This window comes from Reinekea blandensis MED297 (assembly GCF_000153185.1).
GTDB lineage: Bacteria > Pseudomonadota > Gammaproteobacteria > Pseudomonadales > Natronospirillaceae > Reinekea > Reinekea blandensis.
Genome location: NZ_CH724152.1, coordinates 250,566 through 275,952, shown reverse-complemented (window position 1 = coordinate 275,952; position 25,387 = coordinate 250,566). Strand labels below are relative to the sequence as shown.

The following is a 25,387-nucleotide window of genomic DNA, read 5'->3' as shown; positions in this document are numbered from 1 at the left end:
ATGACAAAACCGTGTCGGCGCGGTGACCGTTTTATGATGACGACCAAGCCTCAGCGATGGACTCAATCACCTGCCAGGCGTACGACTGCACATGACTGATGCGCCCGTCATTCGCCACCACAGCAATGGCCAGATCCTGTTCGGGAAACAGCACAAGCAACGTGTACCAACGGGTGTTGGAGCCATTGTGCCAGATCATGTCACCAAGCCCGTATGGGTCATCGCTGTTTACGAGCCACCCCATTGCGTAGTTATCCAGATGCGGCTGGTGCAGTTGATCGTATACCGGCGCCGGCAGTAAGACGCCCTCACCCTTACGACCCTTTAAATGCTCCGTGGCGTAAGTGGCCAGATCGGTCATCGACATGTGCAGCGTTCCGGCTGGTCCGATGATGGGCGTGTTGTCGGCATCCATCGCCGAGGCGATACGTACACCAAACACAGAACGGTGCCCGCGTGGCTGACTGAGCGGCGTGCCATTGTCCGCAGGTGCGCCAAAGCCCGCGCTGTTCAACCCAAGCGGCCGCAGCAGCTCCTGTTTCATCAGCGCTTCCCAGGGCTGGCCGGTGACTTTCTCGGCCATCACGCCGGCCACGGTATAGCCAACATTGGAATAGGCAAACTGGCGACCGGGTGTTTTGGCCGGCGCTTTTCGAATTTCGCTGACCACGGCCCGTTCCCGGGCGGCCATTCGCTCCAAACCAGGCGCAGGCGATTGTGCGTGAACAAAGAGAGAGAAGTTCGTGTCGGCACCTGAGGTGTGTGTCAACAGTTGATAGAGCGTGACGTTTTGCCAGCCGGGATGCACCTCGGTGACGTCAGCAAACACATCGCCGACGCTCATTTGCCAATCCAGTCGCCCCTGCTCGACCAGACGCGCAATCATGGTCGCGGTGAAAGACTTGGTCACCGAACCGATGTGCCAGTAATCGTTCACCGACAGGGCAACACCACTGCGCACCTTACGTTCACCATCGACGGCCATCGCCTGAATGTCACCCTGATGAACGACTACCGCACCGAGCCCCACCAGGTCACCCTGCGCCCGATAGTCGATCACTGTGGTTTCAACCAGACGTTGAAAATCGCTGTGCTCGTCGGCAAAACCGGCACAGCTCAGTAAGAGGCTAAAGCCTATTCCTATGGTTTGAAAAATGCGCATATCTGCATGACCCGGCGAACGATTCTGAGGCCAATGTATGATGCTTCACGCCAATTGTCATGGACGAAGTCTGGATTTGTGACCTTTGACCGGCACAGACGCCGCCATCCTGTCACTTATGCGAAGGATGGCGGCCGATGACATCAGGCCAGTTCTTTCACCTGATAACCCTGAGACAAGGACTCCTGAGTTTTAGCCGGCACCGGATCAAAGTGCGACAGCTCCATCGTAAAACTGCCATCGCCACTGGCGAGCGACTTCAACCGATGTGAGTAATCGCTCATCTCGGACAACGGCGCTTTACAGCGCAGCAGTGTCTTGTTTTTGCCTTCGATGCGAGTGTCGGTGATGACGCCCCGGTGACTTGCCATATCGCCGGAAACATCGCCCATGCAATCGCTGGGAATCGCCACCTGAACGTCGACAACCGGCTCAAGAATGATCGGCGACGCCTTACCGACTGCCTCCAGAAACGCCTTTCGCCCGGCTTGAACGAACGCAATTTCTTTCGAGTCCACGGCGTGATGCTTGCCATCGTACACTTCGACTTCAATGTCCTGCATGGTAAAGCCGGCAATGGCGCCTTCGTTCATTATCTGACGCACACCCTTTTCAACCGCCGGGATAAAGCCACCAGGAATAGCACCGCCAACGACCTTATCGACAAAGCGGAAGCCTTCACCACGGCCTAACGGGCGAATGCGCAGATAGACTTCGCCAAACTGCCCGGCACCACCGGTCTGCTTTTTATGCCGATAGTGGCCTTCAGCCGCCTTGGTGATGGTTTCGCGGTAATCGATCGAAGGCTCGGAGGTTTTCACCGACAACTTAAACTGCTCCTCCATACGATCGATCGCAACCTGCAGATGCAACTCGCCAACACCGGTCAGCAAGGTTTCATTGAGGTTAACCCGATGGCTGATGACCAGACTCGGATCTTCGGCGGTGATTTTGCGCAACGTGTCAGACAACTTCTGTTCATCACCGCGACGCGTTGGTTGAATCGCTACGCTGAACATCGGCGGTGGCAGTTCGAGCGACTGCAGATGGAAATGATCTTCGTCGTGTGAGTCGTGCAGCACACAATCGAAATCCAGTTCCTCCAACTTGGCGATGGCGCAGATATCACCGGCAACGGCACGCGGGATCTCTTCACGTTCTTTGCCCTGAATGCGAAACAGATGAGCGGCCCGAACCGGTTTTTTCTCTTCGCCGATGTAAAGCGCGCTGTCCGCTGTCAGCACCCCCTGATGCACCCTCAGAAAAGCCAGACGTCCCATGAACGGATCGACTTCCACCTTAAACACATGAGCCAACACGTGGGCGTCTTCGGCGGGCTGCAGTGTCACCGGCTGATCGTGATTCATGAACAGTGGAGGATTGCCTTCCAACGGCGTTGGCATCAGTTCGGTGATTACCCGTAACAACTGATCGATACCGGCACCGGTGCGGGCTGAAACAAAGCACAACGGGATCAGGTGTTCACTGCGCAGAGCCTGCTCGAACGGGTCGTGTAACTGCTCCGGATCCAGCTCCTGCCCCTGCTCCAGATACACCTCCATCAACGCTTCATCGACTTCAACCACCTGATCGATCAGAGCATCGTGCGCGTCCTGAACCGAACTGAACAGCGTGGGTTGTTGATAGTCCGGTTCGAAATAGCAGTCCACTACGCTCTCACCCAGATCATCGGGCAGATTAATAGGCAGCACTTCCGTGCCAAACTCATCCTGCAATTCGGTTAACAGGGCTGGCAGATCCAGTTCATCGGCGTCCATTCGGTTGACGACGATGAGGCGGCATTTTTGCCGCTTGCTGGCCATTTTAAAGAGCCGTTCAGAGACAATGCCGGGACCGTCGGCGGCATCGATCACCATCGCGACCGATTCAACAGCGGGTAACACACTGATGGACCGGCCGATAAAGTCCGGCATTCCGGGGGTGTCGATGACATTGACCTGATGGTCCTGCCAGGTGAAGTTAACGACGGTCGGGTTCAGTGAATGCTGTCGGTCTTTCGATTGAGTATCGTAATCACAGACGGTGCTGCCCCGATTTATCTCGCCCATCTGTGGAATCTGGCCGGTGTGAAACAGCAGGCGCTCAATTAGGGTGGTTTTTCCGGCGCCGGCTTGCCCTGCAAAGGCTATGTTGCGAATGTTGTTCACAGACATAATGTCATCTCCTGTTGGTATTTATTGTTGTCTTACCGGATGTCTGATGCAGACAGTCTGAGGAGAGGAGTGAGGTCAGGGCCAACCGTGTTTTCGCCCGTAAAACGGCCGCACGGTACAGTTAGCTCGCCATGGAGCCGCGGATGCGCTGTAAACGTGCGGGGAAGCTGACATAAGCAGACTTCCTGTGTCGCAAGGAACGTCTTCAGTGTGGCGTTTTTTCGTGGTTTGTCATTTGACGCCGGTCAGTTTTTTCTGGGCTGAGCGGCGATGAGGCATTTTGGCGTGTCGACAACACCATTAATTGCCAGTGAGAACATGCAGTGAATAGGCCAGACGCTGAACAGGGCTCAGCTTTTTGCTGCGCCCTGGCCACCGGAACGACGTCGCCGACGGCGACGCGCGGGCGGTTTCTGACCGTCGCGGTGCTCCGACCCGGCCGCTGGCGCTGGCTTTGGTTTTTTCGGCTTTTTGGGTTTCTTTGGTTTCACATTCAGCGGCAGTTCCGGCAGCGCTTCCTGTGGTTTAAAACCCGGATAGTCCACCCGCTCAATCACCTGACCGATAAAGTTCTGCACGGCCGCCAGCAGATCGGCCTCATCGCGTGAGGCAAATGAAATGGCATCGCCATCGCTGCCGGCCCGGCCGGTTCTTCCGATGCGATGTACGTAATCTTCAGCCACATTGGGCAGATCGAAGTTAATAACGTGCGGAAGCTGGTCAATGTCGATGCCGCGGGCGGCGATGTCTGTGGCGACCAGAACGCGGATGTCATTGCTTTTGAACTCACTCAGCGCGCGGGTTCGAGCACCCTGACTCTTATTGCCATGAATCGCGGCCGCAGGGATTTTGGCTTTATTCAGCTTTTCCGCAATGCGGTTGGCGCCATGCTTCGTGCGGCTAAACACCAGCACCTGATGCCAGGTCTCTTTTTTAAGCAGATCGATCAATAAGGCGGTTTTCTTCGCTTTGTCGACCGGAATCACCTGTTGCCGTACCCGCTCGGCTGTGGTGTTTTTCGGTGTTACCGACACTTCAACCGGGTTCTCGACAATGGTTTTTGCCAGCGCGCGGATCTCATCAGAGAACGTCGCTGAAAACATCAGGTTCTGACGCTGGGTTGGCAACAGACGCATGATGCGGCGGATGTCATGGATGAACCCCATGTCCAACATACGGTCGGCTTCGTCCAGAACCAGGACTTCCAGATCCCGGAAATCGATGGCGTTCTGACTGTGCAGGTCCAGCAAACGGCCCGGCGTTGCCACCAGAATGTCCACACCGCGACGCAGTTTCTGCATTTGCGGGTTAATTTTTACCCCGCCGAACACGACTTCAGAGCGAACATCAGTGTACTTGGCATAGGCGGTGACATTGTCCTCCACCTGCGCAGCCAGCTCCCGGGTCGGTGTCAGAACCAACACCCGGCAACGGTTGGCTTTAACCGGTCGGTTCTCGGTAATCAGGTGTTGAATGATGGGCAGCGTAAATCCAGCAGTTTTACCGGTACCAGTCTGGGCAGCGGCCAGCAGATCGCGGCCGGAAAGTACCGCCGGGATGCCTTGCGCCTGAATTGGCGTGGGGGTGGTGTAGCCCTGTTCAGTGACCGCTTTCAGAATCGGGTCGGCCAGTGCCAGTTCGGAAAATTGCATCAAAAATTACGCGTCCATCAGAATGAAGGCGCGCAGTATAGGGGCTGAGTAGCCAATACACCATGTTTATTACGCCCGGGAGTCAGCCGTCGAGCGGGAAACGCAGTGACGAGGAAGCCGCAGAGCCCAGCAAACGACGACAGGCAATACGGCTCAGCGGCTGCGAGAAGTAAAACCCCTGAAACAACAGGCCATCGAACTCGCTGAGCCGGGTAACCTCCGCTTCCGTTTCAACGCCTTCAGCCACCACCTGCATGTTGAGCGATCGACACAGATCCACCATGGCGCGCACCAACATTAACCGGCGCCGATCCGAGGTGACGCCCTGCATGAAACTGCGATCCAGCTTTAAGCAATCTACCGGCAGATCAACCATTCGGCTGAGTGAGGAATGGCCGATACCGAAGTCATCCACCGACACCCGGATGCCCCAGAAACGTAACTGATGCAGTTGCTCCATGGCGCCATCCCAGTCACCGAGCAATGCGGTTTCCGTCAACTCAATACCCAGGCAGTCGGGCTGTACACCATGTCGGCTCAGCGCTTTCAACACCCGCTCAACCAGGTCGCCTCGTTCCAGATCGCGCGCGGACACATTGACCGACACCGGGACAATCGACTGTCCCGGACGCAGTGGTTGCGACTGAAATTCAGCAACGGCATCCAACAACCAATCGGTTAACTGGGTGACCAGACCAAACTCTTCCGCCATCGGGATGAAACTCGCGGGCGAGACATGGCCATCTCGGTGTTCCCAACGCATCAGAGCCTCAAACTCGATTAACTCACCCTGCGCATTGACCTTCGGTTGCAAGACAAAAGACAGCTCGTCCCGATCCACGGCCAGCTCCAACTGGCTGCGTATGTTCATCTGTTCAATCCGGCTTTCCTCAGTGTCTGGCCGGAATGCCACCACGAACTCCCCGGATTGGATCAAAACCAGACTTTTTTCAGTCTGATCCAGCAGGTACGACATGCTGCTGATTTGCCCGTCGATCGGGGCAAACACAAACTTGCTCAACAGGCTGACGTTTTCCACGTTGTCGTATTTTGCGTGGCTCAGATGCAAATAAAGATCGGTCAGCTTCTGACGCAATTCCGCTTCGCTTAACCCCGTCACCAACAAACCAAAATGATGCTGCGAAAGTTTACCAACGTGCTGAGCGTTTAACCGCGCTTTCAGGTCCCGGGCAAATGTCTTTTGTTTCCGGGCGTGCTCTGTCGGGCCGAGTCGTTCGGCAATGTATTCAGACATTTCCTGCTTAACACACACCAGATAAATCGGAGCGTCGGTGTTTTTCAGCCGTTCCATGGCTTGCACAAAGGCCTGTCGATTCGGTAACCCGGAGTGCGGATCCAAAAACATCTGGCGGTTGAAGCGATCATTCATTTCATCGACGTCACGTTGCAACCGTTGCACGTGGGAAACATCCTCAACCACATACAGATGATTCTGCGACTGTTCAATGGCCTGACCCCGGATAATAAAAGTACGGCCATCGAACTCGAGCCGCTGTGCACGCGTGATCGGAACGGGCGCATTCAGAATGGTGGCCTGCAACTGAGACAGGGCATTGGCAGGCAAGAGACGACGCAAGGCCTCATTCATATCAATCACCCGTTGCTCGGCATGACGAACGATCAGGTAGGGTTGCGTCGAGTGCTCAAACAACATGCGATACAGCCGTTTTCTCGACGACCGATCCTTATTCATGGATTGACGAACTTCGGGCATCCTCCAAGCATCGAGAATCATGCCGCGCATCGCAAAAGGCACTATAAAGTTAAAAAACACAAAGACGGTCAGATGCAGGTACAGGAAGTTCACATTGCTGTAGTTGCGGGTGTCCAGCATCGCGATCAGCTCACCGAAAATAATGGCGCCGAAGGGGATGAGGTTGAAATACATCAGCCAGCGTGACAGCGCCAAACTGTGCAGCGCCATCGCCATCAGCGGAATACTGTAGAGAAAAATCACACCGAGATTACTCAGGTGGACCGGGCTGGCCAGTAACTTAATGGCCAGTGCACCTAAGTACATCAACAGCAGGAACAGCACCACACTGATCTGAACATTGCGCATCAGAACCCGTCGGGCGACCAAAACCGTACCGGCAAAAGCAAAGGCCATCAGCGCATGAAACAACGGCGCCTGGAACAGAAAGTGCCAGAGCAACGCCAGGGCTCCCACCAGCAAACACAGCAGCAGCCCATGCAACAAAATGGTCTTCATCGCCTGTTCACGCCAGGCCGGCGTGACAGAAGACGTCGATGAACCCGATTTAACTGACATCAGTTCTCAATTAGTCGAAGAAAGTCCTCGAGTCTACGACCATTTCGAATGACGTTCAATATGTGATAAAAATCACAACGCTGTACCAAGAAGCGCTCCGCGGCTGACCAGACAACATGAGGTCTGGTGGTCACTTATTGACGCGACGCCTGTTCCCGCTGCAGCCAGATATCATAGGTCTCATCGGACCAATAGGCCTGGAAGCCAGCAATAACCTCAAGGCGCTGAGACGCATTAAGCGCATGACCCCAGGGCGGCATGTTGCCACCCAGATCCCCAGTACCATCGCGAATCACCTGATCGAGCACCACCAGCGGATGGTGCCAGGCATGCGCACTGCCATTCAGCGGTGGCGGTGGGTAGTTTCCGAAGCGATCCGGAGTTTTCCAATCGGCGGTGGCCTCGGCCTCAGCACCATGACAGGCCGCGCAGAATCGCCCATACAGCTCCCGCCCCGTTTCAACCTGAGCTTCGGTGTACCAACGTCCGGTCTGATCGTTCGCTGCCAAAGATATTTCCGAAGGCGAAACGGCCGGCTCCGCCGTCTCGGCTGCGCGTTCTGCATCCGAACAGGCCGTGACGGCTAACACGCCAAGACCAAGGAGTATCGCTCTCATTCGTCGCCGTCTCCAACGACATCAAAACCGGCCATTTCGATGGCATCCACCACCTGAGCTTTATCGGCCTGACCGTCAACCTGTGCCAGTTTGGTGTCCAGATCAAACGACACAGACTCGACACCGGCCACTTGAGACACGGCTTTTTCAATTGATTTTACGCAACCGCCACAGGTGGCTCCGTCGACTTTTAACGTTAACATGTTTATCTCCTTCAGGAATGGGATTGATCGGGATTCCAGCGCAGCAACAACAGCGAACTGGTCACCACACTGACGCTGGAAAACGCCATGGCCGCACCGGCAATGACCGGACTGAGCAGACCAAACGCCGCCAGCGGAATACCGATGCAGTTATAAATAAACGCCCAGAACAGGTTCTGACGAATCTTACTCTGAGTTTTTTCGGCGATCTGAATCGCCTCAACCACCAGTGAAATCTGCGGTCGCATCAGCGTCAGTCCGGCGGCTTCCATCGCGACATCGGTGCCGCTGCCCATGGCCACGCTGACATCCGCCAGGGCCAGGGCCGGGGCATCGTTGATGCCGTCGCCGACCATAACCACGGACCCTGACTTTTTCTTCAGCTGTTCAATGGTCTGGGATTTATGTTCCGGTAACAGGTCGGCAAAGACATCATCCAAGCCCAGCTTGTCCTGCACCGTTTTCGCCGCCGCCGCGTGGTCACCGGTTAACAGCCAGGTCTGCCAGCCACGCTTTTTCAGCCATTGGATGGTCCAGGCTGCCTCTTCACGAACCGGATCGGTCAGATCAAAGCGGGCCACGATGGTGTCGTTCAGTGCCACCCAGACGGTACTGGCACCTTCGGTTACGGACGCCTGGTATTGGTCATCAATCGTAAGTTCAAACTCATCGAGCAGCCGGGCATTGCCGATCAGCAACCGGTCTTGACCCGCCTGCGCCACCACGCCGCGACCAGAACGGTTCTCGACCTGAAAATCGGTATCCGAAGCTTGAGCGTCTTCCAATGAACGCACCATGGCTTCGGCCAGCGGGTGCTGACTCTGTTGCTGCACACTCTTAATCCAGCCGAGCAATGACGCGTCATCGCTCCACAGTTCCCGCTGCACCACTTCCGGCGCCCCTTGCGTCAGCGTTCCGGTTTTGTCGAAGGCAATCGTTTTGGCGTTGGCTAACTGATGCAGCTGGTTGATGTCACGAATCAGCACACCACGACGCGCCCCGACACCACTGGCCGCCATAATCGCGGTTGGCGTGGCCAGTCCCAGCGCGCAAGGACAGGCAATCACCAGCACACTGACGGCCGCCACCAGTGCCGGCTCAAAGCCATTCAGCCACCACTGCAACCCTAAAGTCAGCAACGCGATCGCAATGACCGCCGGTACAAACACCGAGGAAATTTTATCCACCAGCTTCTGAATGTCCGGCTTCTGCATTTGCGCGTCGTTGACCAGTTCAACGATCTGCTTCAGCCGGAAATCATCCGGAGCGCGGTGCACACTCACCCGCAAGCTGCCATTGGCATTCTGCGTGCCCGCCATCACGGCATCATCAATGGTTTTCGCCACCGGCTCACTTTCCCCGGTCAGCATGGCTTCGTTGATGGTCGATTCGCCGCGCAAGACGATGGCATCCGCCGGGACGGTATCGCCCGGTTGAATCTGCAACTCATCGCCAACTTTCAGGTCGGCAACATTCACGGTCACCAACTCGTCGCCCTGCCATTGCTTGGCGGTTGGTGGCTGTAGATTCATCAGTTTGCGAATGGCGTCACCGGTGAGGTTTTTCGCCCGCGCTTCCATCCATTTACCGAGCATGACCAGACTGATGACCACTGCAGCGGCTTCGAAATACAAATGTGACGAACCACTGACCAGCCACAGATAAAGACTGTAGATATAGGCCGCACTGGTGCCAAGCGCGACCAGGACATCCATGTTTGCTGACCCGCCACGCAGGGCGTGCCAGGCACCCCGGTAAAACCGCAACCCGAGCCAAAGCTGAATGGGGGTTGTCAGCAGAAACTGCACCCAGCCCGGCAGCATCCAGTTTAATCCGAACAGACTGGCAAACATGGTCAGTACCATCGGCGCGGACAGGCCAAGACCGATCAACGACTGACGCAACAGTTTATGTTGATCATCTTCGGCTCCGTCTTCGTCTTCGGCGCTGTCGTCCGCGACCGGATAGCCGATCTGATCCAATCGACGACGAATATCGTTCAACGTCACCAGTCCGCGAACCCATGTCACCCGCAGTTGCGACGTCGCCAGGTTGACGGACGCTTCCTGAATCCCGGGTACCTTGCCGAGCACCTTTTCAATGCGGTTCACACAAGACGCACAGGTAATGTTCTGCACGGTCAGCGTGGCGCTGGCGGATTCGACGCCAAAGCCGGCCGCATCCACCCAAGCCGGCAGATCAGCCAGCGCTTTAGGGTCGTCAACGGCAATGTCCAGCGTTTCCAGCGCGAGGTTCACGCTGGCCCGTTGCACGGGCGAGCGCTTGGACATTGCCTTTTCCAACCGAGACACACAGGAAGCACAGGTCATCCCGGTGACCGGGACAATGACATGCGCGTTCTGTTCTGTAGCCATGAGTCGCTCCTGATTTAACATTCGAGCTTACTATAGAGTTTAGAGTCTCTCTAAGGTCAAGCCCGGTAAATCCAAGGTCGGATCCTGAATCACACCGGTCCAGACGTCTGTTCCCAGCGCCGGCAGCGTCAATGGCTGTTTCAGCACCGGAAAATCCACGGCGAGCGGCTCGAAGGTGGCGTTATAGAGCACCAAATCCACGGTCTGACCGGCCGAGACCGGTTCGGCTTGCCCCACCCACTGCCCGTTTTCGAACCGGGCTGTGATTAACGGCCGTTCGGCCAGATCCGCCAGATACGCGCTGATATTGAGGCGATCCTGCTCACTCAACACCGTGCTCAACGGCTGCATCGGGGCATTCGTCAGCAGGCTTTCATTGAGCTGATCCAGACCGGCGCCACGGATGTAACCACCGGCCTGACCACCGCCATCACCGACCTGTCCATGACAGACGGCGCAGCCGTAGCCACCCGCTTCGCGATAGAGACGCTCGCCTTCGCTGATGTCCACCCAAACGTCCGCACTGGCCATCGAGACCAGCGCGAGGCACAACAACAATGTGCGTCTCATCATCAGTACCGGTTAAACAGTTTCAACTGATGCTGGTCATTGAACTCAATGACGTTAAAACCGGAATAGGTTTCACCCGGTCGCGCCATACCCGGTGATTGCCCTGGCATACCCGGTACCGCCAGACCTTTTGCGCCTTCCGGTGGGTTTTCCAGGAACGCCAGAATGTCAGCTTCCGGAATGTGACCCTCAAAAACAAAGTCGTTAATGACCGCGGTATGACAGGACCCGAGCTGTCGCGGAACACCCAACTCTTGTTTCAGCGACATCAGATCCGCCGGATGATACACATCGACCGTGTGACCGGCTTTTTCCATGATCTTGACCCATTCAGTACAACAGCCACAGGTCGGAGATTTATAGACCGCAATGGATTCGGCCCAGACAAAGCCAGACAATGAGACAATAACTAACGCTAACGATTTAAACAGTTTCATAAGAACTCCACAGATTCAGAAGATTGGTTCGAACACCGCACGATTGGCGGTCATCACGGAACTGCAATCAGAATCGGGGTGGACGTTCCAGGCCGCTGAGCAGCGGTTGGGGGAGGAAGCCGGGAACCGGCTGAGAAAAACCAGGCGACCAGTCGATCGCACCGGGGAACTCAGAAGATTGAACCAGGGTCAGTTGTGGACACGGACAACTGCCGGTGTCGCAGTCGGCACAGTCGGTATGGCTGGCAGTATCCGGCAGGCATATCGTCTCATGCGAACCGTCATGGGTGTCGACGTCGAGCATCATCGCACAACCCGAATCCGACATCGGCGCAGATAAAGACATCGTTTGAGCGGCGACCGGCAACCACAGCACCGCTACACTCATCAGGAGTGCTACCAGCCAGCGGGTTGTCAGGTTAAGCCGTACAAGCATTCGAGTTATCCACGTTCAGAAGATCTTCATCATACCAAGCTGCCTGCGAAGATCACCCGGACGCAGGTCAAACTTTTGAAAGTCTGCTACAGACTACTCTGAATCCGGCCAGTTCAACACGATGTCGTTATGACTGACCACGCCAATCACCTCATCGTGCTCAACCACCGGTGCGGATATCAGCCCGTAACGTTCAAACAGACGCGCGCAGTATTTGATGTCCATTTCCGGACGCACGCAGATGAACGGTTTGATCATAATTTCATACAGGTTCACCCGCTCCGGTGCCCGGTTTTTCGCGATGACCTGCTGTGAAATGTCGGACAGCTGAACCATACCGTACTCATCATGGTCATCACGTTTTTTAATGATGACCTTCCGGTGCTCTTTCTGTTTCATCAGTTTCAGCGCATCGGCCACGGTCATCAGACCATCGACGATTTCATAACGCTGGTTCATAACATCGCGGCAAGTTAATCGGTGTGCGCTCATATTTTTTCCTCCACGGTGACAGCCAGTTCTTTCATCTGGTGAGTAACGCCGAGGGCGTCTTCCACATCCACCTGAAACACAATCCCGGTGCCGGGGCTGGTATCAAACTCCCCAACATCGGCGACCTTTTCCAGAATGGTTCTGGACAGGTTCTGTTCAACCAGAAACAACAGCACATCGCGTTGCGTCTCCAGTGACAGCCCGAGAAAGGTCTTCTTGGCTTTGATGCCTTCCCCGCGGGCATTGTTAATGATGGTGGCACCGGTGGCGCCGGCTTCGCGGGCGGCTTTCATCACCGCGTCGGTTTTTGAGTCTTCAACAAAAGCAATCAGCAGTTTGAATCGCATAGGTTTTATCCTTCCTGCAGTGATTTGGCGTGGCCGCGTTTTGCCCGCCATTCAGAAATCTGTGCATAAGCCATGACCGTCATCATCGGGAACAGACTGGCAAAGGCTATCAGGCCAAAGCCGTCGATGAGCGGATTTCGTCCGGGGATGGTTTCGGCCAACCCAAGCCCCAACGCCGCAACCAGCGGAACGGTCACCGTTGAGGTGGTCACGCCTCCGGAATCATAGGCCAGTGGGATGATCAGTTTCGGCGACGTTAACGTCTGGATGATCACCACCACATAGCCGGCAATGATGAACCAGTGAATGGGGTAGCCCATCACAATCCGCCAACTGCCCAATGAGATGCCAACCGCAACGCCCAGCGCAACAGCCAAACGCAACCCCCAGACGCCAATGGCACCACCAGACACCTGTTGGGCTTTAATGGCGACCGCGATCAACGACGGTTCGGCAACGGTGGTGCTGGCACCAATGGCAAACGCAAAAAGATAGACCCAGATATAGTCCTGCCAGTGCACCGCATCGCCCACTGCACCGATAAACGCCGGATCAGTCAATTGTTCGGCCATCAATCGGCCAATCGGGAACAGCGCTCGTTCCAGGCCCGCCAGAAACAAACTCAGGCCAATCAGTACCAGCACAAAGCCTGCAAGTACCCGACTGAGCTTGGGAATGCGCTTGCGTATGACGAACAGTTGAAAGCCGAAAATAATAACCGCGATGGGAACGACATCGGTGATAGTCGAGAGCAGGGTCTGCCAAAGATCGACAAGCAACGTCATGCCGGACCTCCGTTTAAGGCAATGCCGTACAGCATGACAAAAATCATCGGTGTTAATGAGGCCAAGGCGATCAGGCCAAAGCCATCGATCATCGGGTTGCGACCTTTAATCGCGGACGCCAGCCCGATCCCCAGAGCCGTTACCAGCGGCACCGTTATGGTTGACGTGGTCACACCACCACTGTCATAGGCAATCCCGATGATTTCTTCCGGCGCGATCAGCGTCACCAGGACCACCAGCACATAACCACCAATAATGATGACGTGAATCGGCCAGCCTTTCAGGATGCGTAACACACCAATGACCAAAGCAATGCCCACGCTGATGGCGACCGTCAAACGTAACCCAAACGCGTAGCTATCGCGCGCCGCTGTGTTATTTTCAATCATCCCGCCGATGCCCGCTACCTGAGCCGCCTCGGCGGCCACCGCGATGAGCGCGGGTTCCGCCACGGTGGTGCTGAAACCCAGTGAGAACGCAAATACGAGCAGCCAGAACAGGCTGCCTTTGTTAGCAAAGGCGTAAGCCATCGACTCGCCAATCGGGAACAGGCCCAACTCAAGTCCCTGAATAAACAAGGTCAGGCCAAGCACCACAAGCAGGGTGCCGATGAGAATATCCAGTACATCCGGCAATGGCTGACGCAGTACCAGAAACTGAAAGAAAAGAATCACCAGTACAATGGGCAACAGATCCCGCAGGCTGCCAAACAAATGCTTGAGCAATGCTGTCATGTCGATCCATGGGTTGTGTTGAACTTTCATTATGGGCAGGGGACAGAACCGGCGCAATTGATCTGGCTCACAGATTCAGGGCGCGCATCGATACTAAACCGATGGTGACGATTTGCCCTGCTACACTGTCTACCATTCCAACCTGCCAGTTGGCTGTCGGCAAGCACAGAGGAAATGCACCATGAAAACAGCAATCATCGGTGCCGGCCTGCTCGGACGTCTGGCGGCACTGCGTCTGATTCAACTGGGCCATAAGGTCACCTTGCTGGAAGCCCACTCCTTCGATCACCCGCATAACGCCGCCGCCATTTCAGCGGCCTTGATTGCCCCGCTGTCCGAATCGGTACACACCTGCCCTGAAGTCGTAAAACTCGGTTTAACCAGCCAGTCGTTGTGGCCGGACATCCTGACCTCGCTCAGCGACATTGATCCACAACATCAGTCCGTCTCCTACGAAACCCGAGGCACCGTTGTATTGTCGTTTACCGGTGAACAGGACTGTCTGCTGGCGCATCGCGACGCACTGTACCGCGCAGTTCCCGAGCATCGTGATAGCATCCGAATGCTGTATAACGATGAAGTCACCGAACTCGAACCGGAACTGATGCGCTTCGAAACCGCTCTGCACATACACAATGAAGGCAACCTGTGCAACGCCGAGTTTCTGGCCGCCAGTTCGCGAGCCCTTCGCCGACACGCCTCCATCATTGACCATTGGGCCATGAAAGGCGATGGTTCGGAACTGTCCAAAGAGTACAACTGGGTCATCGACTGTCGCGGACCTGGTGCCGTGCAGAACCCCACCCATGCGAACGACTCCGATCAGCGTCTGTTTTCCGTGCGCGGTGAAGCCATTCGCATACGCACCGATGCCGTACCGCTCACGCGCCCAATCCGAATCATTCAGAAACGCTGCACCATCTTTATTGCACCGAAAAAAAACAACATCTTTGTCATCGGCGCAACCGATCTCGACAAGAGCGACTCACATGCCGTGACCGTGCGCAGCTCGCTTGATTTATTAGCCGCCGTTTACGCATTGCATCCGGGGTTTGCCGACGCCGAAATTGTGGAAGCCATTGCCGGACAGCGTGCTACTTATGAGCATCGCAAACCTGAAATACTGGTAAACGAAAACATCATCAGCATCAACGGCTTAAGTCGCCAGGGGTGGATGACGGCACCGGCGCTGGTTGAGAAACTCACACCAATACTGGCTTGAACTCATCCCCGTTTGGCATCATAAGAATCACGTCACCCTAAGATTCTCAACGGGGAACAAACCGGGGCCTGTCCGTGACCATTTGATCGGAAACGGATCAAACAAGAACGATGGAGCGCGAGCTCTGGGGCTCAACCTGTACAGCCCCATTCGACTGCGCAATACTAGCGCGCTTCCGTCAAACAGAGGCCGACCATGGACTGGCAAACCAATTTCCTAAAAACCCTACAGCAGATACACCACCCGGTTCTCGATGCCTTTTTTAACTTCGCGTCGTGGGCGGGCGAAGAAACCGTTTACATCCTGATCGCCGCCTGGTTGCTGTGGTGTTACAACAAGCGGCTGAGCTACCGCGTCGGGTTAATTTTTCTGACGGGAACGGCCTTCAACGGAGTTCTGAAAAACCTGTTTGCCATGAGCCGTCCGATTGGCGTTGACGGCATAGAATCGCAACGCCTGGATACGGCCACCGGGCATTCTTTTCCATCCGGCCATACTCAGGGCGCGGCGTCTTTCTGGTTGGCGCTCATGCTACAGGTTCGTCGACCCGGTGTATGGGCATTGGGTTTGTTTATGATCCTGTCGGTCGGGTTGTCTCGGCTGTACCTGGGCGTACACTGGCCCGTAGATGTCATCGCCGGTATCGGCTTTGCGCTGATCTGGGTTCTCGCCGCCAATGCCTTTATTGGCTGGTGTGAGCGGCGTAAGCAACTCGGCTGGCTGTGGTTACTGGTGACGCCATTTTTAATCGCGGTTTTCATTTACCCTGACTACAAAGATCTGGTCATTGTGGCCGGCGCCGCCGTGGGCTTTCTTGCCGGTATGCAGGTTGAACAGCGCTGGCTCAACGTATCTGTGACAGGCACCTGGCCACAGAAAATCGGCCGCTTTGTACTCGGTCTGGTAATTCTGATGGCCATTCGCATTCTGGTCAAAGCGGTAATGCCGCTGCCCTTGCCGTGGGGCGATTTAATACGCTACGGTCTGATTGGATTCTGGTTAACCGCCGGAGCGCCCTGGGTCTTCACTAAAATCGGTTTGATGACGCGCCAAGGTTGAAAACAGTCGTCTGATTCAGCCATGGTCGCGTAATTAGAGGGCACCCCACAAATCCTCTGCTGAAAACCAATCGGAGCCAAGTATGGATGATGGAAAAGTGAACGTGACCGATGTCCTGCTGGCGGTCAGTCTGATCACACAAAAAGGCGACCACAGCGATGGTGCGTATCGCTATCGTGGTTTGAAAGTTCAGACCGATGCCGATGGCTATACCGTAGTCGTCAGTGACGATGAAACCTCATTGACGGTTATGTTTCACAACACTTACCGCATCGACACACCTCAACGCCGCGCCATGAATGCGTTTTTTCAGAAGCTGGATGCGGTGATTGAAGAAGCCCGCACTTAGTGGTTTTCGACCATTCGGCCAACCCTTAACAGGCCGTGCGAATTGTCAAAAGCAGTTGCATTTTCGATTTTGACCTGACTATACTCCGCCGCGTTATTCATCTTGTCGGAGTGCCAACGGTCATCGACCCACGGCTGAGATCGCAATTGCGAAATCCGCAGAACCTGATCCGGTTAATACTGGCGTAGGAATCAAGATTCTGCTCAGCCCCCATTCAGGGTGTGCTTTTCTCTGATCAGACACGGCCGTTTCGTGTCCTGATACCCGACAAGATTTCGATTCATCACTGGAGAGAAATCATGTCAACGCAAGAAACCCCATCACAACAGCGCATCCAAGCCGTTCCGTTTGAACGCAACCTGACCGAAGAGTTTAATCGCCAGCCGTACCCAGCCTCTGAGAAAGTCTTTGTGCCCGGTGAACGATACGACGTGCGAGTGCCCATGCGTAAAATCACGCAAAGCGACACCCTGTTGGCCGAAGACGATGGTGATACCCGCACCGAAACCAATGAACCCATTTTTGTTTATGACACCTCCGGCCCTTTTACCGATACGAATCAGCCGGTCGACATCGAAAAAGGCTTAACGGCGCTTCGTCAGACCTGGATCGACGAACGGGGCGATACCGAAACCATCCCGCAAAACGAGCAGTTCCGAGCACTGAAAACGGACACCCCAAGCTTGGCTCGCACCGAGTGCCGACGTAGCCAACCCGGAAGAAACGTCACGCAAATGCACTATGCCCGCGCCGGTATCATTACGCCGGAAATGGAATTTATTGCGATCCGGGAAAACATGAATCGTGACGCGATAAAAAGCGAGCTGCTGAAACGTCAACACCCCGGGCAACACTTTGGCGCCAACCTTCCGGACACCATCACACCGGAGTTTGTCCGGCAGGAAGTGGCCGAAGGTCGTGCCATCATTCCGGCTAACATCAACCATCCGGAAAGCGAACCGATGATCATCGGGCGCAACTTTCTGGTGAAGGTTAATGCCAACATCGGTAACTCCCCCGTCTGTTCCGATATTCAAACCGAAGTTGAAAAACTGGTTTGGGCGACACGCTGGGGGGCGGATACCATCATGGATTTATCGACGGGCGATAACATCCATCAAACCCGGGAATGGATACTGCGCAATGCGCCGGTACCGGTTGGTACCGTGCCGATTTATCAGGCGTTGGAAAAAGTAAACGGTGTCGCGGAAGATCTGACCTGGGAACTGTTCCGCGACACCATCATCGAGCAGGCCGAACAGGGTGTGGATTACATGACCCTGCACGCTGGCGTGCTGCTGCGTTATGTACCGCTCGCCGCTGAACGTCTGACTGGCATTGTCTCACGCGGCGGGTCGATCATGGCTGGCTGGTGCCTGGCGCACCATCAGGAAAACTTCATCTACACGCATTTCGATGAGCTGTGCGAGATTCTCAAACAATACGATGTGTCAATTTCGCTTGGCGATGGCTTACGCCCGGGCTCCGTTTACGACGCCAACGACGATGCTCAGTTTGCCGAACTGCGTACACTTGGTGAACTGACCAAGATTGCCTGGGCACATGATGTTCAGGTGATGATCGAAGGCCCGGGGCACGTCCCCCTGCACCTGATCAAAGAAAATATGGAGCAGGAACTGCAGCACTGTTACGAAGCGCCATTTTACACGCTGGGCCCGCTGACCACCGACATTGCTCCCGGCTACGATCACATTACTTCGGGCATTGGGGCGACCAACATCGGTTGGTACGGCTGTGCCATGCTCTGTTATGTCACGCCGAAAGAACATCTGGGTCTGCCGGACAAAAACGATGTAAAAACCGGCTTGATCACTTACAAGATTGCGGCGCATGCGGCCGACCTTGCGAAGGGACATCCCGGGGCACAGGTGCGCGACAATGCGTTGTCGAAAGCGCGCTTTGAGTTCCGCTGGGAAGACCAGTTCAACCTGTCGCTGGACCCGGAAACCGCACGAGCGTTTCATGACCAGACGCTACCGAAAGCTGCCGCCAAAAAAGCGCACTTCTGCTCCATGTGCGGTCCGAAATTCTGTTCGATGAAAATCAGTCAGGATGTACAACGACAGTTCCGCAAAGACGACACCCGTAAAGATATGCAGGCGATGTCCGACAAGTTCCGCGAACTCGGCTCCCGACTGTACATCAAAGAAGAGGAGCTGGAATGAAGATCGCGATTATCGGTGCGGGCGTGCTCGGTCGGTTAATTGCACTGCGTCTCACCGAGCAGCCTCACCAGGTCACACTGATTGATCGTCAGCCACTGCATCAACCGGATAACGCCGCCTGGGTTTCCGCAGGCATGCTGTGCCCGCTCGGCGAAATCATTCATGCTCCGCGCGAGGTGGTGCAGATGGGTTGGCACAGCCTGTCATTGTGGCCGGACATTCTCGCGGGTCTGTCCGATGAAGCGGATGTTTACTTTCAGCAGAACGGTTCCTGGGTCGTCGCGTTTGATCAGGACCGCCAATGCTTCGCCCAATGGCAACAGCAGTTTCTGAACAATCCGCATGTGTCGGCCGATCAGGTCGCATGGCTGCAAAGCGAAGCGGTCCACAACCAAGAGCCGGCGTTGTCCGGTTTCCGTCAGGCCGCTCTATTAAAAGCCGAAGGCCAGTTGTGTAACCGAAGTTTTATACTCGCGTCCGCGGACAAACTCCGGCGGCAGGCGACGATCGTTGAACAGGACGTCACCCGCGCCCATCTCGATGACTTACAAACACACTTCGATTGGGTCATCGATTGTCGCGGCGCCGGCGCCATCGGCTCGGACTGGCCTGAATCGTCGGTGGATTTACGCGGCGTTCGCGGCGAGGTCATTCGTGTTCGCTGCAACGAGGTGACGTTGCAACGTCCGGTGCGCGTGCTGCATCCACAGGCATCCATTTACATTGTCCCGAAGCCCAACCATGAGTTTGTGGTTGGCGCGACGGAAATTGAGAGTCACAGCGAGCATCCCATTACTGTGCAAAGCACGTTGGAGTTGCTCAGCACCCTCTACTGCGTACACCCCGGTTTTGCCGAAGCCAGCATTCTGGAAGCCCGCGTTGGCATTCGCAGCGCCTACGCCGACAACCAACCCAAAGTGTCTCAGCACGACAATCTGATTCAGGTAAACGGTGCGTACCGGCACGGTTGGCTGACCGGTCCGGCGCTGGCCGAACAGACCCTGCGACGGCTGGAGGTGGCCTGAGGTGGAACTGATCATCAACGATAGTCCTTACCAAAGCACGCACGACATCTTAAGTGAAGTGCTCAGCGAATGGGGTGCAAAACCGCCGATGACGGTGGCCGTTAACCAGGTGTTTATCCCAAGGCATCACCATTCACACCATCAACTGACTGCGGGTGACGTCATCGAAGTACTGACCCCCATACAGGGAGGCTGATATGACCCCATTTCGCATCTATGACCGAACCTACCAAACACGATTACTGCTCGGCACGGCCCGCTACCCATCGCCGGCGATTCTGCAGCAGGCGGTCACCGGCTCCGGCGCCGAGCTGGTCACCGTCTCGTTACGTCGGCAACAGTCGGCACCGGAAAGCGCCCAACCGTTCTGGACGCTGTTGAGAAAACTAAACGTCGACCTGCTGCCCAACACCGCCGGCTGCCGAACAGCCGATGAAGCCTTTACGCTGGCCCAGATGAGCCGTGAGCTGTTTGACACACCGCTTATCAAACTGGAAGTGATCGGCGACGATCAAACGCTGCAACCGGATATGGTTCAAACCCTGGCGTGCGCCCGCCGGTTACTCGATGACGGGTTTCAGGTGCTGCCTTACTGCACCGATGACCTGATGTTTTGCCGGGCTCTGGTTGAAGCCGGCTGCGAGGTGATTATGCCGTGGGGTGCCCCCATCGGCACCGGACGTGGCCTCAGTGATCCGTATCGGCTCAGAACGCTGCGGGAACGTTTGCCGGACGTGACCTTGATTGTGGACGCCGGTCTCGGCAAACCGTCTCATGTCACTGAGGCCATGGAACTGGGCGCCGATGCGGTACTGCTCAACACCGCCATCGCCAAAGCGCACGACCCGGTCGCGATGGCGCAAGCCTGTCGTCTGGCCACCGAAGCCGGCCTGCTGGGCGCACAAGCCGGACCGATGCTGGCCCAAGACCATGCCAACCCCAGTACACCGGTGCTGGGTATGCCCTTTCGGAGAACCTCATGAGCCTGCTGATTTTGTCCGGCTTTGAAGCCAACGGCATGGCCGGACTGTTGGCGGACGACCGGCTCGCCAACGGGTTGAACATCCCTGCCGCCGCGATCGCCACCGGTCAGACGGCCCAAACCGCAAGTGCGCTGATGCATGCATCGGCGACCGATCCGAACGTAATGCAGCAACAACTGAGCAGCCTGAACCAACCACCGTCGGTGATAAAAATCGGCGCGGTGTTTGATGTTGCAACCGCGCAGGTAATCGCGAACTGGTTAAGCACCTTACCTCATCGACCCACCGTAGTGCTGGACCCGGTCGGGCTCAGCTCCGGTGACCATCGGCCCTTATCCACAATGACCCTGGGAGAACGGCTGGCCCCATTACTGCCCTGGGTCAGTTTGCTCACGCCCAATACCGACGAGGCTAAAGCACTGGCAGGCACAACAGAGTCCGTGCAAATCTTGCGCGTCCTGCAAGCTCAGTACGATTTCCGCGGCACCCTGTTACTGAAAGGTGGGCATTCGGTCTCTGAACAGGATGACGTGGTGACCGACGAACTGCTCGTCCCGGATGATCCGCGCCGCTGGCAGCTGCAACAACCCAAGCGTCTGTCAAAGCTGCGCGGCACCGGATGCCGATTGAGCACGGCCATCGCCTGCGCATTAACGGATGGCTATGCGCTGACCGATGCCTGCGTGCTGGGTAGTGCCGTATTACATCGATACTGGCGACTCGCGCCAAAACCCACTGCACCGGGCTGGCCGGATACGCTGTCGGACTACCCGGTTGTCAGTACCGATACGCATCCAACATCGCCTGATCGTACCTTTCCCGCACTCGACTGGCCGAGTGGGCTGTATCCGGTTGTCGACTCGGCACAGTGGGTCCAACGACTCGCCAACACCGGTATACGTACCCTGCAACTGCGCATCAAACATGCCCGTTCCGATGTGCTCAGTGACCAGATCCGTCAGGCCATTGAGATCGCCAACGCCCATCAACTTCAGTTGTTTATCAACGATCACTGGCAACAGGCCATTGAGCTCGGCGCTTACGGTGTGCACCTCGGACAGGAAGATCTCGACACGGCCGACCTCGCTGCCATTGCCAACGCCGGGTTGCGATTGGGGATCAGCACTCATGGCGATACGGAGCTGTTGCGCGCACTGGCGCTCAAACCCAGTTATCTGGCCGTGGGCGCGGTTTTCCCAACGCAAACCAAAGACATGAGCGGCCAGATACAGGGCATCGGGCGGTTGCGACGCTATGTGCGGTTATCCAAAGGCACACCGGTTGTGGCCATTGGCGGCATCAATGTCCAAAACCTTGCAGACGTGCTGGACACGAACGTCGACATGGTCGCGGTGGTCAGTGCTGTGACGGCGTCAACGGCCCCTGAACGTGATGCTCATTTGCTCAATGAGCGTGTGATGCGCTGCCGTCATTAACTAAAGACGACGCAAGCGCCTGCTGGATAACATACGTGACCCAGGCGCCGGATTTCCGGCCCTGGTCAAACGGCACGTAGCCGTCACCCCGGTATCTGAAATTGCAGTACCAGCCATGGTCGTTGTTCTTCTTAGTCAACAGCGCCTGTTTTAAGGGCTCTGTACGAGAGTCATGCATCCGGTTGGCGAGCGCCACAAAGCGAATCAACTCAACTGCATTTAAGTGGTAAGACTCCGGAAAGGACAGATCTAAGATATGATTGGTGATTGGTGTGGGCGTCGATAACCGATAGATCAGATGATGATTCAACAGATACTCAGTGCCTTCGTTCAGTTTTTCCTGCACCGATGCATCGCCGGTCGCCCTTTGGTAATGCAACAAGGCAAACACCGACTTCGCCAATCCAATGTAACAGGGGGAGTCGTTGAAGCAGCCGCCGAAACGATCAAACCGGAACCCGGGGGCCGATACCGGAACGCCTCGTTTCATGGGTTGGTGGGTAATAATCCACTCGACACCCTGCCGTACGGCATCGGTATTCGCTTCACCCAAGCGGCAAAGGGCCGTAATGATCATGGCGTTGTAACAAGGCAGAAACTGCGACCGATCGCCGCTCAGTGAAAACCCAAAGGGCGTGGCTAAGCGGTCATACACTCGGTCGATCAACGCCTGGGTATAGGGCAGCTGTCGGGCAAAGGGAAGTTCGCTTAAGGCAATGAGGCGCCAGACATAAAACAGCGGCTTATCCACCAGAGACTGTGTCAGGGTTTGAACCAGTGCCGAACGATTCAGCAAGGACAGGGCCTGTTCCGGTGAAATAACGTCCCCCCGATCGACTGCCATCCTCAGTGTTAACGCGCTGTCCATAACGCTCTCTCCTCAGCTGCTGACACACCTGATGTATTATTGTCATCCTCTTCCGCAACCGAGTAAAGCCTGTTATTCAGGCCTGGGCCATTGTCGAACGCAGCCGGACATACCCCAGCAACTGAACAACGCCCCAGCACATTTCCGGGATTAAAAACGCCCAGATAATGGCCGACCCGTTACCGGCAAACAGCGCAAACCCCATGGCGCTGCTGAACATCAGCCGGCACAGGCCATCGTAAAACCCGTAAAGCGGTTCCGGTCGTCGGATTCTCAGTACCGACCAGACAATCACAACACTGCCCAACAGGTTTAAAAATAAAAGATGCATAGCGGTGAAAGTGGGGAAGTCGCCACTCAATGACAGGGCAACGTGAATCGATCGTAACAGATCAATTTTAAACCCCGCGACAATCGGAATCGCAAAGGCGCTGGTTAAGACAAGATCGTAAAGGGCACTGGCACGCACCAGCATTGTAAAGTGAGTCATGGTCGTTCTCCGGTTATTTGGAGAACGAACCTTAAACCTTGCCCTTAAGGTCAGAGTCAACCGCGCACCCGGACTGTTTCAAAAAACCTTCCAGGTCGACGAGCGCGGCATCGGTTTGTTGTAACTCAGTAATCTGGGCCGCGATGGCCCGGCGTTTTTCCTGTATGGCCCGGCGCATCACGTCGGCCGGCAAGCCACGCCGGATATCGACACCGGTGAAGATCTTTTTCAGCTCAGTCAGGGTGAACCCATACGACTGTGCCTGCTTGATCCGCCGGACCGTTTCGACATAGGTATCGTCATACACGCGGTAGCTGCCGAGCCGCTTCGCCGGCGGCAACAGCCCGAGCGATTCGTAATACCGAATGGTTTTCGGCGTCGTCTGAGTTTGCTTACAGAACTCACCGATATACATAACAACAGCCTCAGTTTGGACGGGCTCGCGAATGCACGGGTCCCAACCCACTGTAACGTTCGCCCCCTAGACGTGACAGCGGGTTCAGTCGGGTTTCATCGACCCGGTTTTCGTCCGGTAACCAAAGCTCATCGTTCACGTAAGCGTGGGTCACTTCGGTGTAGATCACTCCCTGAGGGCCGTTGCCAACCAGATGAATGTCGTACAGACGGGTTTGAAAGGCCACCGGCGCAGCCTGAATTCGCGGCAACTCGAAACCGGCTTCGTCGCACAGCGGTAAGTCGACATTGGTCAGTTCAGACACATCGGCCGGTAACGGACGAGCGGTTTCATTCAGTGCATCAATCAGCGACAGGTCAGCGATGTGGATGACCGCCTGTTCCGTCCGCTCGATGTTACGCCAGGTATCTTTTTTACTGCCGTCCGCTTTGTGGCCCGCCGAGATCATGAGTAATGCCGGGTCGCTGCTGATGACGGTGAAGTAGGAAAAGGGTGCCACGTTATAGGACCCGTTTTCGTTTTCCGTAAGCACCCAGGCAATCGGCCGGGGCGTCACCGTGTGGGTTAGTAAACGATAAGCGGAAGCTTTATCCAGATCGTTGAATTTCAAATGCATTTAACGCGTCTCCATCGGGTTTCATCCCTTGATGGGGGCGATCACCGATTTTTCAGCCTGTTCTTCAGACACTAGTAGACAGTATCTCTCCTAAGCAAAAGCGGGGGCAATGAACGCCCCCGCTTGGTTTGGCCGGCTATACACCGGCTCGTCCTTTTTTAATTTCCCGGGAATACTTCGCGATGTCCTTACCCCATTGCTCGCGCGCTTTTTTACGTTGCGCCTTCGTCAATGAGGCCTGTTCGGCTTCCCGGATCAGCTTCTGATAGTTCCGCCAACGGCGCTCGTCCAACTGACCGTCCTGAATGGCCGCCTCGACGGCGCAGCCTTTATCACCAGCATGGTGACAGTTACTGAACTTGCAGTTCAACATCACGGCTTCGATGTCGTCAAACAGCTCCGACACCCCTTCGGCATCATCATTGAGCCGCAGTTCACGCATCCCCGGTGTATCCAACACC

At 55.8% G+C, this 25,387-nt stretch carries 26 protein-coding genes, 1 pseudogene and 1 riboswitch; of the genes and pseudogenes, 8 read left to right on the top strand and 19 right to left on the bottom strand.

Going from position 1 to position 25,387, the window contains the following annotated elements:
- Nucleotides 1–31: 31 nt before the first annotated feature.
- The 14 genes from MED297_RS12960 to MED297_RS12895 form a co-directional block, all read right to left on the bottom strand.
- Nucleotides 32–1,162 carry a serine hydrolase domain-containing protein gene (locus tag MED297_RS12960; protein ID WP_008045594.1) on the bottom strand — a complete coding sequence of 377 codons (1,131 nt, stop codon included), beginning with the start codon at nucleotides 1,160–1,162 and terminating at the stop codon, nucleotides 32–34.
- Nucleotides 1,163–1,305: 143 nt separating this feature from the next.
- Entirely contained in the window at nucleotides 1,306–3,336 is a 2,031-nt protein-coding gene (gene fusA / locus MED297_RS12955; protein WP_008045591.1) for an elongation factor G, read from the bottom strand.
- Nucleotides 3,337–3,686: 350 nt separating this feature from the next.
- Nucleotides 3,687–4,988 carry a DEAD/DEAH box helicase gene (locus MED297_RS12950; protein WP_008045590.1) on the bottom strand — a complete coding sequence of 434 codons (1,302 nt, stop codon included), beginning with the start codon at nucleotides 4,986–4,988 and terminating at the stop codon, nucleotides 3,687–3,689.
- Nucleotides 4,989–5,070: 82 nt separating this feature from the next.
- On the bottom strand, nucleotides 5,071–7,281 hold the full coding sequence (locus tag MED297_RS12945; RefSeq protein WP_008045589.1) for an EAL domain-containing protein: 2,211 nt from the start codon (nucleotides 7,279–7,281) through the stop codon (nucleotides 5,071–5,073).
- A 134-nt stretch (nucleotides 7,282–7,415) separates the two neighbouring features.
- Nucleotides 7,416–7,898 (bottom strand): c-type cytochrome, encoded by a 483-nt coding sequence (locus MED297_RS12940; RefSeq protein WP_008045588.1) that lies wholly within the window; start codon nucleotides 7,896–7,898, stop codon nucleotides 7,416–7,418.
- The gene (locus MED297_RS12935; RefSeq protein WP_008045587.1) at nucleotides 7,895–8,101 is read right to left on the bottom strand and encodes a heavy-metal-associated domain-containing protein; all 207 of its coding nucleotides are present in this window, start codon (nucleotides 8,099–8,101) and stop codon (nucleotides 7,895–7,897) included. Before MED297_RS12935 ends, MED297_RS12940 begins: the two co-directional genes overlap by 4 nt.
- 11 nt (nucleotides 8,102–8,112) lie before the next feature.
- Nucleotides 8,113–10,476 carry a heavy metal translocating P-type ATPase gene (locus MED297_RS12930; protein ID WP_040557221.1) on the bottom strand — a complete coding sequence of 788 codons (2,364 nt, stop codon included), beginning with the start codon at nucleotides 10,474–10,476 and terminating at the stop codon, nucleotides 8,113–8,115.
- A gap of 39 nt (nucleotides 10,477–10,515) precedes the next feature.
- Nucleotides 10,516–11,049, bottom strand: coding sequence for a c-type cytochrome (locus MED297_RS12925; RefSeq protein ID WP_008045585.1), 534 nt, complete (start codon nucleotides 11,047–11,049; stop codon nucleotides 10,516–10,518).
- The gene (locus MED297_RS12920) at nucleotides 11,049–11,483 is read right to left on the bottom strand and encodes a DUF411 domain-containing protein (protein WP_008045584.1); all 435 of its coding nucleotides are present in this window, start codon (nucleotides 11,481–11,483) and stop codon (nucleotides 11,049–11,051) included. The genes MED297_RS12925 and MED297_RS12920 overlap by 1 nt, the downstream gene beginning before the upstream one ends.
- Nucleotides 11,484–11,550: 67 nt before the next feature.
- Nucleotides 11,551–11,919: a hypothetical protein gene (locus MED297_RS12915; protein ID WP_008045583.1), complete on the bottom strand. Its 369-nt coding sequence runs from the start codon at nucleotides 11,917–11,919 to the stop codon at nucleotides 11,551–11,553.
- A gap of 93 nt (nucleotides 11,920–12,012) precedes the next feature.
- On the bottom strand, nucleotides 12,013–12,411 hold the full coding sequence (locus MED297_RS12910; protein WP_008045582.1) for a CBS domain-containing protein: 399 nt from the start codon (nucleotides 12,409–12,411) through the stop codon (nucleotides 12,013–12,015).
- A complete protein-coding gene (locus tag MED297_RS12905; RefSeq protein ID WP_008045581.1) occupies nucleotides 12,408–12,758 on the bottom strand; it encodes a P-II family nitrogen regulator in 351 nt (116 codons plus the stop codon). Before MED297_RS12905 ends, MED297_RS12910 begins: the two co-directional genes overlap by 4 nt.
- A 5-nt stretch (nucleotides 12,759–12,763) precedes the next feature.
- Nucleotides 12,764–13,543: a DUF1538 domain-containing protein gene (locus MED297_RS12900; protein ID WP_008045580.1), complete on the bottom strand. Its 780-nt coding sequence runs from the start codon at nucleotides 13,541–13,543 to the stop codon at nucleotides 12,764–12,766.
- Entirely contained in the window at nucleotides 13,540–14,277 is a 738-nt protein-coding gene (locus tag MED297_RS12895) for a DUF1538 domain-containing protein (protein WP_040557217.1), read from the bottom strand. The genes MED297_RS12900 and MED297_RS12895 overlap by 4 nt, the downstream gene beginning before the upstream one ends.
- Before the next feature lie 181 nt (nucleotides 14,278–14,458).
- Between MED297_RS12895 and MED297_RS12890 the strand changes: the two genes are divergently transcribed.
- From MED297_RS12890 to thiE, 8 genes are all read left to right on the top strand, one after another.
- On the top strand, nucleotides 14,459–15,499 hold the full coding sequence (locus tag MED297_RS12890; RefSeq protein ID WP_008045569.1) for an FAD-dependent oxidoreductase: 1,041 nt from the start codon (nucleotides 14,459–14,461) through the stop codon (nucleotides 15,497–15,499).
- A 195-nt stretch (nucleotides 15,500–15,694) separates the two neighbouring features.
- On the top strand, nucleotides 15,695–16,558 hold the full coding sequence (locus MED297_RS21365) for a phosphatase PAP2 family protein (RefSeq protein WP_008045568.1): 864 nt from the start codon (nucleotides 15,695–15,697) through the stop codon (nucleotides 16,556–16,558).
- A gap of 82 nt (nucleotides 16,559–16,640) precedes the next feature.
- Nucleotides 16,641–16,907: a DUF3081 family protein gene (locus tag MED297_RS12880; protein ID WP_008045567.1), complete on the top strand. Its 267-nt coding sequence runs from the start codon at nucleotides 16,641–16,643 to the stop codon at nucleotides 16,905–16,907.
- Between the two features lie 96 nt (nucleotides 16,908–17,003).
- Nucleotides 17,004–17,115: riboswitch (TPP riboswitch) on the top strand.
- A 91-nt stretch (nucleotides 17,116–17,206) separates the two neighbouring features.
- A complete protein-coding gene (gene thiC, locus MED297_RS12875) occupies nucleotides 17,207–19,093 on the top strand; it encodes a phosphomethylpyrimidine synthase ThiC (protein WP_008045566.1) in 1,887 nt (628 codons plus the stop codon).
- The gene (locus MED297_RS12870; RefSeq protein WP_008045565.1) at nucleotides 19,090–20,118 is read left to right on the top strand and encodes an FAD-dependent oxidoreductase; all 1,029 of its coding nucleotides are present in this window, start codon (nucleotides 19,090–19,092) and stop codon (nucleotides 20,116–20,118) included. The genes thiC and MED297_RS12870 overlap by 4 nt, the downstream gene beginning before the upstream one ends.
- Before the next feature lies 1 nt (nucleotide 20,119).
- Complete coding sequence (gene thiS, locus MED297_RS12865; RefSeq protein WP_008045564.1) at nucleotides 20,120–20,314, top strand: sulfur carrier protein ThiS; 195 nt, start codon at nucleotides 20,120–20,122, stop codon at nucleotides 20,312–20,314.
- Nucleotide 20,315: 1 nt separating this feature from the next.
- Complete coding sequence (locus MED297_RS12860) at nucleotides 20,316–21,101, top strand: thiazole synthase (protein ID WP_008045563.1); 786 nt, start codon at nucleotides 20,316–20,318, stop codon at nucleotides 21,099–21,101.
- On the top strand, nucleotides 21,098–22,537 hold the full coding sequence (thiE, locus tag MED297_RS12855) for a thiamine phosphate synthase (RefSeq protein ID WP_008045561.1): 1,440 nt from the start codon (nucleotides 21,098–21,100) through the stop codon (nucleotides 22,535–22,537). The genes MED297_RS12860 and thiE overlap by 4 nt, the downstream gene beginning before the upstream one ends.
- Here the strand turns inward: thiE and MED297_RS12850 are convergent.
- From MED297_RS12850 to MED297_RS12830, 5 genes and pseudogenes are all read right to left on the bottom strand, one after another.
- Entirely contained in the window at nucleotides 22,506–23,405 is a 900-nt protein-coding gene (locus MED297_RS12850) for a hypothetical protein (protein WP_154650934.1), read from the bottom strand. The two genes, thiE and MED297_RS12850, sit on opposite strands and share 32 nt — an antisense overlap.
- Before the next feature lie 76 nt (nucleotides 23,406–23,481).
- Complete coding sequence (locus MED297_RS12845; protein ID WP_040557216.1) at nucleotides 23,482–23,895, bottom strand: hypothetical protein; 414 nt, start codon at nucleotides 23,893–23,895, stop codon at nucleotides 23,482–23,484.
- Between the two features lie 31 nt (nucleotides 23,896–23,926).
- Nucleotides 23,927–24,310, bottom strand: coding sequence for a MerR family transcriptional regulator (locus tag MED297_RS12840; RefSeq protein WP_008045556.1), 384 nt, complete (start codon nucleotides 24,308–24,310; stop codon nucleotides 23,927–23,929).
- A gap of 10 nt (nucleotides 24,311–24,320) precedes the next feature.
- A complete protein-coding gene (locus tag MED297_RS12835) occupies nucleotides 24,321–24,926 on the bottom strand; it encodes a flavin reductase family protein (RefSeq protein WP_008045554.1) in 606 nt (201 codons plus the stop codon).
- Nucleotides 24,927–25,062: 136 nt separating this feature from the next.
- A pseudogene (locus MED297_RS12830) lies at nucleotides 25,063–25,387 on the bottom strand (ribosome small subunit-dependent GTPase A); the annotation flags it as partial.

What these genes read in the sequence shown, in the direction of transcription:
- MED297_RS12960 (WP_008045594.1), bottom strand. Translation starts at nt 1,162, where the DNA reads ATGCGCATTTTTCAAACCATAGGAATAGGCTTTAGCCTCTTACTGAGC.
- fusA (WP_008045591.1), bottom strand. Translation starts at nt 3,336, where the DNA reads ATGTCTGTGAACAACATTCGCAACATAGCCTTTGCAGGGCAAGCCGGC.
- MED297_RS12950 (WP_008045590.1), bottom strand. Translation starts at nt 4,988, where the DNA reads ATGCAATTTTCCGAACTGGCACTGGCCGACCCGATTCTGAAAGCGGTC.
- MED297_RS12945 (WP_008045589.1), bottom strand. Translation starts at nt 7,281, where the DNA reads ATGTCAGTTAAATCGGGTTCATCGACGTCTTCTGTCACGCCGGCCTGG.
- MED297_RS12940 (WP_008045588.1), bottom strand. Translation starts at nt 7,898, where the DNA reads ATGAGAGCGATACTCCTTGGTCTTGGCGTGTTAGCCGTCACGGCCTGT.
- MED297_RS12935 (WP_008045587.1), bottom strand. Translation starts at nt 8,101, where the DNA reads ATGTTAACGTTAAAAGTCGACGGAGCCACCTGTGGCGGTTGCGTAAAA.
- MED297_RS12930 (WP_040557221.1), bottom strand. Translation starts at nt 10,476, where the DNA reads ATGGCTACAGAACAGAACGCGCATGTCATTGTCCCGGTCACCGGGATG.
- MED297_RS12925 (WP_008045585.1), bottom strand. Translation starts at nt 11,049, where the DNA reads ATGATGAGACGCACATTGTTGTTGTGCCTCGCGCTGGTCTCGATGGCC.
- MED297_RS12920 (WP_008045584.1), bottom strand. Translation starts at nt 11,483, where the DNA reads ATGAAACTGTTTAAATCGTTAGCGTTAGTTATTGTCTCATTGTCTGGC.
- MED297_RS12915 (WP_008045583.1), bottom strand. Translation starts at nt 11,919, where the DNA reads ATGCTTGTACGGCTTAACCTGACAACCCGCTGGCTGGTAGCACTCCTG.
- MED297_RS12910 (WP_008045582.1), bottom strand. Translation starts at nt 12,411, where the DNA reads ATGAGCGCACACCGATTAACTTGCCGCGATGTTATGAACCAGCGTTAT.
- MED297_RS12905 (WP_008045581.1), bottom strand. Translation starts at nt 12,758, where the DNA reads ATGCGATTCAAACTGCTGATTGCTTTTGTTGAAGACTCAAAAACCGAC.
- MED297_RS12900 (WP_008045580.1), bottom strand. Translation starts at nt 13,543, where the DNA reads ATGACGTTGCTTGTCGATCTTTGGCAGACCCTGCTCTCGACTATCACC.
- MED297_RS12895 (WP_040557217.1), bottom strand. Translation starts at nt 14,277, where the DNA reads ATGACAGCATTGCTCAAGCATTTGTTTGGCAGCCTGCGGGATCTGTTG.
- MED297_RS12890 (WP_008045569.1), top strand. Translation starts at nt 14,459, where the DNA reads ATGAAAACAGCAATCATCGGTGCCGGCCTGCTCGGACGTCTGGCGGCA.
- MED297_RS21365 (WP_008045568.1), top strand. Translation starts at nt 15,695, where the DNA reads ATGGACTGGCAAACCAATTTCCTAAAAACCCTACAGCAGATACACCAC.
- MED297_RS12880 (WP_008045567.1), top strand. Translation starts at nt 16,641, where the DNA reads ATGGATGATGGAAAAGTGAACGTGACCGATGTCCTGCTGGCGGTCAGT.
- thiC (WP_008045566.1), top strand. Translation starts at nt 17,207, where the DNA reads ATGTCAACGCAAGAAACCCCATCACAACAGCGCATCCAAGCCGTTCCG.
- MED297_RS12870 (WP_008045565.1), top strand. Translation starts at nt 19,090, where the DNA reads ATGAAGATCGCGATTATCGGTGCGGGCGTGCTCGGTCGGTTAATTGCA.
- MED297_RS12860 (WP_008045563.1), top strand. Translation starts at nt 20,316, where the DNA reads ATGACCCCATTTCGCATCTATGACCGAACCTACCAAACACGATTACTG.
- thiE (WP_008045561.1), top strand. Translation starts at nt 21,098, where the DNA reads ATGAGCCTGCTGATTTTGTCCGGCTTTGAAGCCAACGGCATGGCCGGA.
- MED297_RS12850 (WP_154650934.1), bottom strand. Translation starts at nt 23,405, where the DNA reads ATGGACAGCGCGTTAACACTGAGGATGGCAGTCGATCGGGGGGACGTT.
- MED297_RS12845 (WP_040557216.1), bottom strand. Translation starts at nt 23,895, where the DNA reads ATGACTCACTTTACAATGCTGGTGCGTGCCAGTGCCCTTTACGATCTT.
- MED297_RS12840 (WP_008045556.1), bottom strand. Translation starts at nt 24,310, where the DNA reads ATGTATATCGGTGAGTTCTGTAAGCAAACTCAGACGACGCCGAAAACC.
- MED297_RS12835 (WP_008045554.1), bottom strand. Translation starts at nt 24,926, where the DNA reads ATGCATTTGAAATTCAACGATCTGGATAAAGCTTCCGCTTATCGTTTA.